At 63.6% G+C, this 3,771-nt stretch carries 3 protein-coding genes; all 3 read right to left on the bottom strand.

Annotated features, from left to right (window positions below; genetic code table 11):
- Positions 1-1,661 (bottom strand): conjugal transfer protein TraG (locus tag JOY90_RS36090; protein WP_291695861.1); only part of this gene is annotated, 1,661 nt, incomplete at its 3' end.
- Between the two features lie 2 nt (positions 1,662-1,663).
- Positions 1,664-3,415 carry a DUF3363 domain-containing protein gene (locus tag JOY90_RS36085; RefSeq protein ID WP_291695862.1) on the bottom strand — a complete coding sequence of 584 codons (1,752 nt, stop codon included), beginning with the start codon at positions 3,413-3,415 and terminating at the stop codon, positions 1,664-1,666.
- The coding region (locus JOY90_RS36080; protein WP_291695860.1) for a hypothetical protein at positions 3,412-3,771 on the bottom strand (360 nt) is incomplete at its 5' end. The genes JOY90_RS36085 and JOY90_RS36080, both read right to left, overlap by 4 nt.

Here is a 3,771-nt window from a genome sequence, read left to right as displayed (position 1 = left end):
AGGATACGATCCATCAGTCGGGCGTCGGCATAATAGCGCGCCTTCATCGCCCGGATCGGCGCAGCGCCGGCCAGCATGACGATCTCCTCGTGCGCCGGAAGCTGCATCACCTCGCCCGGGGTGAGCAAGGCCCGGGCGGTCTCCTGCCGCGAGACCATGAGGTGACCGAGCCAGGGGCTCAGCCTGTGGCCCGCATAGTTCCTCATGGCGCGCATCTCGGTCGCCGTCCCCAGCGCGTCGGACACACGCTTCGCGGTGCGTTCATCGTTGGTGGCAAAGCTGACGCGGACATGGCAATTGTCCAGGATGGAGTTATTGGCGCCATAGGCCTTCTCGATCTGATTGAGCGACTGCGCGATCAGGAAGCTCTTGATCCCATAGCCGGCCATGAAGGCGAGCGCGGACTCCAACAAGTCGAGCCGGCCGAGCGCTGGAAACTCGTCCAGCATCATCAGGAGGCGATGCCGGCCATTTCTCGCGTGCAGGTCTTCGGTTAGACGTCGGCCGATCTGGTTCAGCACCAGGCGGATCAGGGGCTTGGTGCGCGAGATGTCCGATGGCGGCACGACCAGATAGAGCGTCGACGGCTCGGAATTGCCGATCAGATCATTGATCCGCCAATGACAGCGACTGGTCACTTTGGCGACGACGGGGTCGCGGTAGAGGCCAAGGAAGGACATGGCTGTCGAGAGCACGCCGGAACGCTCATTCTCGGACTTGTTCAGGAGCTCGCGCGCGGTCGATGCGACAACGGGATGAGGACCGTTTGAGCCGAGATGCGGCGTTGTCATCATCGCGGCCAGGGTTGTCTCGATCGACCGCCCGGGATCGGACAGGAAGGCTGCGACGCCGGCGAGCGTCTTGTCGGGCTCGGCATAGAGAACGTGCAGGATGGCGCCGACCAGGAGCGAGTGGCTGGTCTTTTCCCAGTGGTTGCGCTTGTCGAGTGATCCCTCGGGGTCGACCAGGACGTCCGCGACATTCTGGACGTCACGGACCTCCCATTCGCCGCGCCGGACCTCGAGCAGCGGATTGTAGGCCGACGATTTTGGATTGGTCGGGTCAAACAGCAACACCCGCCCGTGCCGTGACCGGAAACCCGCGGTCAGCTGCCAGTTCTCGCCCTTGATGTCATGGACGATGGCCGAGCCCGGCCAGGCGAGCAGCGAGGGCACGACGAGGCCCACGCCTTTGCCGGATCGGGTTGGCGCAAAGCAAAGCACATGTTCCGGCCCGTCATGCCGGAGATAGGACTTGCGATAACGGCCGAGCACGACGCCATTGGTGCCGAGTAGCCCGGCTGCTCTTACGTCTTTCAATTCAGCCCAGCGCGCTGAGCCATAGGTTGCGACATTCCGTGCCTCCCTCGCCCGCCACACTGACATGCCGATGGCGACCCCCATCGCGAGCAGTCCGCCGAAGGCCGCAATCGCTGCCCCCTCAAGGAAGATCACCGGTGCATAGGCGTCGTAGACAAACCACCACCAGAAGAAGGCGAGTGGCTCGTAAAGAGACAGTCCTCCCAGTTCAAACCACGGCTGGCCAAGCCCAGGCTGGAACGCCAGCCGCCACGCGGTCCACTCGGTCGCTCCCCAGAGCGCTACGAGCACGATCAGACAAACCGCAACGATCTGGTCCCAGAGGATCCTGGTTGCAGACATGACTATAGACCCAGCTCTCGTTTGCGGCCGAAGCTCCATTCGATGCCGCCGCCCGCCCTGGCTAGTCCCCCCACATGCTGACCGAGCCGCTTGTCGACCTCTCGCGACCAGGGCACGAGATAGAATCCAAGGCCGTTGTCGATCATGGCGAAGCGACCTGAGGACAGCACGAGACGCTGACGATAGGTTCCTGCGACCTGAGCGCCGCTGGTAAGCTCGAGCCGCGGCAGCCCGGTGTCGGCCGCCAGACTTGCGCCAACCGTATCCAGCTCCTTTCGCCTCAAGTTGCTCAGGAGATCGCGCTGCATGACGATGCCCTGCTGCCCGCGATGGGCATGTCCCTCTGCGATAAGATGTTCAGCACGATCGCGCATGGCGTCCCTCACCTCGCGGCCGAACCCGCTCATGGCAAGCGGCATGGGATCGCGCTCCACCAGGCGGTGATCCAGCCAGGTCGCCCCTGAAGCGGTGACCTGATCTTGGAGGTCGAGATCAGAACGGGTTGCAAGGACAAGCGTTGGGCGTGGATCGTCCGGACCGCCGAAACGCCTCACCTCGACGATGCCACCGATTGGAGGTGCGTGGTCGAAGGCCTCGACACCCCGAAACCGAACATGGTGCGCCAAACCTCCCACGCCGTCGATCACGGCATAGGCCTCGCCGGTAAGCTCGTCGTAAAGGCCCTTGTCGACCAGGCGTCCGATCACCGGTGCCCTGACCCCGCCGGATTCGATTGCATAAGCGGCGACACCCCGTTCCTCCCCTCGCGCCGCGAAGGCGCGGTGCATGGTCGTGATGATGTCGCCGCGTTGGCCGAGTTCGCGGAGCTTCCGCTCGGCCCCAAGCTCGACCATCCATTCATTTGGCCCGGCACTCATGGCAAGGCCCAATCGTTCCAGATACTGGAGGCGCCCTCGCATCAATCGGCTGACATCGGCGTCCGAGATGCCGGCGACCTCGGGGCGCAGATCGACGGCCCCGACCTCGTCGGCGCAATTGCGAATTTCCCGATCGAGGCCGGTCCAGCGGTCGGCTGTGACCTCTCGTTCCAGCGCGCTTTTGATTTCGTGCTCGGGCTTTGGACCGAGCTCGATCGAAACGAGTTCCTCCGCCCGCGAACGCAAACCTCGGCTGATGTAGTCGCGTGAGATCACGAGATCCCCGCCGTCCTGATCGACGCCGCGCACCAGCACATGAATGTGGGGGTTGTCGGTGTTCCAGTGATCGACGGCGACCCAGCTCAACGGTGTGGCGAGATCGGCTTCCATCTGCCTCATCAGGTCGCGCGTGAAAGCCTTGAGATCGATCATGTCACCCGCATCCTCCGGCGAGACGATAAACCGGAAATGATGCCGGTCATCCCGCGTCAGCGCTTCGAACGCCACTTCATCGGCCCGGTCGCTGCCGGCATCGAACATGTGTGCCGGCTCTCCGCTTCGGGTGACGCCGTCACGTTTCAGGTAGGAGAGGTGCGCGGCCAGCGGCGCCGAGCGGAAGGCCCGCCCTCGGTGGCGGACGACCCGTGCCTTCACCGTCACACGCCGCGCCGGATTGAACAGGCGTTCCCGGCCAAAGCTGATCCGGCCACGCCCGAAGGTCGAATGCCTACGTCCTGCGGCGCGTCTCGCCGGAGAAACGTGACCCGCCATGTTTGCCGCGTGCAGTACACGATTGATGAAGCTCTTTGGTTTTCGCGCGCGGGTGCTTTTGATGCGGCCTGGACGGATGCGGAACTCGCGATCGCCTGCGTTCATCGCCACGGCCTTCCAGCGATGAAGCAACGCGCAGTGCCGAAGACATTCTTGAACTTGTTTGCAAAAGTCCGTTTCGCGGCACGCGCCATCACCGACCGGCACGCGTGAACCCAAGCCATCTCAATGGCTTCAGGTCCAACCAGCGAGCCCTTTTTATCTTGCCATGTCCCGTCGAAGCTTTCCGACTCTCCGTCTCTTACCGCCGAACTTGCGCCGGCATCCGACAAGGATCGATCGAGGCGCAGCCAATCCAGCCCCATGGGTTTCGCCGCCGACGACGACCTATCGACGCCGGCAAGAAAGAAAATCCGCGTAAGGCGCACAGCCGCCGTTGGACGCGCTGCCCAGCGGAAAGC

Source organism: Bradyrhizobium sp., from assembly GCF_019242285.1.
Classification (GTDB): Bacteria; Pseudomonadota; Alphaproteobacteria; order Rhizobiales; family Xanthobacteraceae; genus Bradyrhizobium.
Note: the sequence above shows the minus strand (reverse complement) of the source record. Positions and strands in the feature narration are given on the sequence as shown.